The sequence below is a fragment of the Sphaerochaeta sp. S2 genome (genome assembly GCF_016406725.1).
In the GTDB taxonomy this organism is placed as follows: domain Bacteria; phylum Spirochaetota; class Spirochaetia; order Sphaerochaetales; family Sphaerochaetaceae; genus Sphaerochaeta.
The window spans coordinates 1-3,430 of sequence record NZ_JAEKNT010000022.1 but is presented as its reverse complement, the minus strand read 5'-3'; the positions used below and the strand labels follow the sequence as shown (position 1 = coordinate 3,430).

The window sequence follows — 3,430 nt, the reverse complement described above, 5'->3', positions numbered from 1 at the left end:
GTGTTACCCTCCAGACACAGCAGACTGTGAATATTGCTTCAAAGGAGTATTATTCCAGAAACACCATTCTTGCCTATCTGAAAGGCGATCTTGGATAGCATATTTCCTACAACATGGTTTTTGGGTTGAATATTGTTAAGCTGAATTCAGAGGTATTCCTTCCCACAGAGTTTACCATCCCAGGAGAAGGCTTCTATATGCAGCTGTTATCCGGTGGATCACAGTTGCGTTCCATTCCTGCTGATTCCTTCTATACAGGGCTTTCCCTATCCCCTGAGCTATCGGGTTCCTTCTTTGATGGTGCCTTGAGTCTTCGCTGGGGATCTATCAAGAGAGATTGGGGGCCAGGTCTCAATAATCTGATGCTGAGTACCGATGCAAGAAGCTTTGACGGGGTTGATATACAAGTAGATTTTGCTCCATGGTTACATTATTCAGTGATCACAGGATCACTGGGAAAATTCTCTCTTGATACCCTTGATGGTAATCCGTTCTTCTCCGATGATTACCAGCAAGATAAACCATACTACCGATTTGACAACAACTTCAGTGCTCATCGTGTTGAGTTGGATGTGGGAAATTTGCTTACCCTCAGTATCTTTGAATCAACAGTATGGCAAAAACGATTTGAAATTGGGTACCTCAATCCACTTGCAATCTATATGTTCCAGCAGAACAACCTTGGGGATATTGATGACGTGTTTGCAGGCTTGGATTTCTCCTTTACACTCCCATCAACTGCTCGTTTCTATGGTGCGATGGGTATGAATGAGATGAATGTAGTGGGGAATCCAATCACTATGCTCAAGGCACCAAGGAATATGTTTGCCTTCCAAGCAGGTTTTGTTGTTCCCATTCCTGTAGGAAGCTTCTCCAGCCTGACGGTTCAATGGACCTACATTGGCCCCTTTGTATATACCCACTATCCAATTATGGAGAAGACTGGTGTTCTAGAGGATTTGGCTGATGATGACACTAATAATACAACAGTCACTGATTTTGAGAATACGTATGAAATAGTTGCTGTTGGAGCTGATACAATGCTCTATAAAAATTTGAATTCTAAAGGTGACTATGATTGGGTGATTGATGTTACGGATAAATATCCTGAATATACTTCTCCTGACGGCCGTACTGTAATCGAAGGAGCTGATGGTTTGTATCATATCTACGAAACCTCCAGTGAAACAGCCTATGTGAACAAGGGAGAGAATATTGGCTATCCGCTTGATCCCAACAGCCAGGAGTTCCTGGTCCAGCTGGATCTTGGCCTTCCGAAGGGTTGGACCGCTCAGCTGCAGACAAAGTACCAGGTACGTAGTGGCCAGTATGGGTTCATGATAGAACAGTTCATGAATTATAGTGATGATGATAACTATCAGGAGAAGAATTTCTGGGATAATGAATTCAAGCGCACGCTCTCTATGCAGATGAAAGCAACTAAGAAATTCTCTGATATGCCGATTGAACTTACCGCTGGCTATCGTTTTACGGTAGTATGGGAGAAACCTGTCACTTCTGGAGATATACCATATGATGGAAGGGGTGTTACTTTCGGTCCATGGAATGATCCAATCTTTGATCATATAGTCCAGATCGGCGCAAAAGTGTTTTTCTAGATGATAGGAGGAGGTTTCTCTGATGCTGTATCAAAAAGGGGTATGCTCGGTAATCATACCAGCATTTAACTGTGAAGACACCCTCAGGGAAACTGTTCAATCAGCACTTGCACAGACCTATTCATCTCTTGAGATACTCATCGTAGATGATGCATCCAAGGACAACACTGCAGGGGTGATGCAGGAATTGGCTGATGAGGATAACCGAATCAGGGTATTCTTTCTCTCACAGAATGGGGGAGTGGCAAACGCACGTAATTTCCTCTTTCAGCACGTGGAAGGGGAGTTTGTTGCCTTCCTTGATGGTGATGATGTATGGAAGAGTGATAAGTTGGAAAAACAGATTCAGCTGTTGGAGTCTGAGAAGTGTGATCTAGCCTATTCAAGCTACTCCTTCATCGATGGAGAAGGGAATGACATTGGACATGATAAGATAGTTCCAATGCACTGTTCTTTCAAAGCATTGTTGAAGGAGAACTATGTGCTTCCTTCTACTGTGGTAATGCGTTCGACTTGGTTGCAGGACCGGGCCATGGATGGGACATATAGCCATGAGGACTTTGTATTCTGGCTAGGATTGCTACAGGATGGGGCTATCGCAAGAGGGTGTGTTGAATCCTTGGTCTTCTATCGGCTCTCTGATTCCAATCGATCAGGGGATAAAGTCAAAGCAGCAAAAAACCGTTGGATTGTCTATCGCAGGTACTTGCATCTGCCTATCCCGGTGGCCTGCTGGTATTTTTTGCAGTATACACTGAATGGACTGAGAAAGTATCGAGGGATACAGAAGTCCTAGGATTGAAGGAGGTCTATGAAGGATGAAAAAACTGGTGCTTGCCATGGTAGTGCTTTCCCTCTGTTGGACAGGTGGGTTTGCCAGTCCTTCAGACATGTTTCAGCTCTCTGATTCTGTTCATGAGAAACTTTCCACCCTCTATGTCAGCCAAGGGTTGGCCATTCCCTCATCAGCACTTCCCTACACCAGGGCTGAGCTTGACCATCATCTCTCTCGTCTTAACCCGGAGGAACTCTCCTGGATGGAAACCAAGCTCTATACATCGCTTGTAGGTGAATCGACGATGGAACTGCCTGCATTCTCAATAGAATCAGAAATCTCCTTTGAGACCTACATCCACAGCAATACAGAGGACTTTATCCGTGAAGAAGACTGGGTCTACTCCTATTTGGATAGAAAGAGCCTTGTCTCTGTCCCCATGACGCTCTCCCTGGGAGCTTTCTCTGGAGTTTTTGACCTTACCCTCGGCAGCAGCAATATTGATGGGAAAGAAGCAGGGACCATGGATGAGGGAACCTCTGAACTCTATGGGAAGAAAAATCTTACGACCAATCTTCCCTATGACTTCTCCTTGCAAACCCTCTCTCTGGACGCCAACGTTCCCTATCGGGCGTTCCTTTCCACGGGAGGTTCCAACTGGGTGGTTCAGGTAGGACGGGATCGGATCTCCTGGGGGCCAGGATTCAGTGGAAACTTCATGATCGGAGAGCAACTGCAGTACCACAATATGGCTAGACTTGCTGTGTACCAAGACTCCTTCAAGTATTCCTTTATCACATCATTTTTTCCTCACCCCAACGAGATTTATGATTCCAGTCTTCCTGACAGTCAGGCGCGGCCCATAACCGGGCTTAAGATGTTCATGGCCCACCGATTTGAGTGGCGCCTCTTCTCCGACCGCGTCAATCTGGTGCTCAGTGAGGGCATCATGTACCAAGACGGGGGAGGGGATTTGGACCTGCGCATCGTGAATCCCATGATGCTCTACCATAACTACTACCTCCGCAGCCAAGCC

Annotated in this window: 2 protein-coding genes and 1 pseudogene; all 3 read left to right on the top strand. The window is 45.8% G+C overall.

The window, feature by feature from the left end; genetic code table 11:
• Positions 1-197: 197 nt before the first annotated feature.
• The gene (locus JF818_RS00515) at positions 198-1,619 is read left to right on the top strand and encodes a hypothetical protein (RefSeq protein ID WP_198890046.1); all 1,422 of its coding nucleotides are present in this window, start codon (positions 198-200) and stop codon (positions 1,617-1,619) included.
• A 22-nt stretch (positions 1,620-1,641) separates the two neighbouring features.
• Positions 1,642-2,415, top strand: coding sequence for a glycosyltransferase family 2 protein (locus JF818_RS00510; RefSeq protein ID WP_198890045.1), 774 nt, complete (start codon positions 1,642-1,644; stop codon positions 2,413-2,415).
• 22 nt (positions 2,416-2,437) lie between these two features.
• Positions 2,438-3,430, top strand: a pseudogene (locus JF818_RS00505) (hypothetical protein); the annotation flags it as partial.

What these genes read in the sequence shown, in the direction of transcription:
- JF818_RS00515 (WP_198890046.1), top strand. Translation starts at nt 198, where the DNA reads ATGCAGCTGTTATCCGGTGGATCACAGTTGCGTTCCATTCCTGCTGAT.
- JF818_RS00510 (WP_198890045.1), top strand. Translation starts at nt 1,642, where the DNA reads ATGCTGTATCAAAAAGGGGTATGCTCGGTAATCATACCAGCATTTAAC.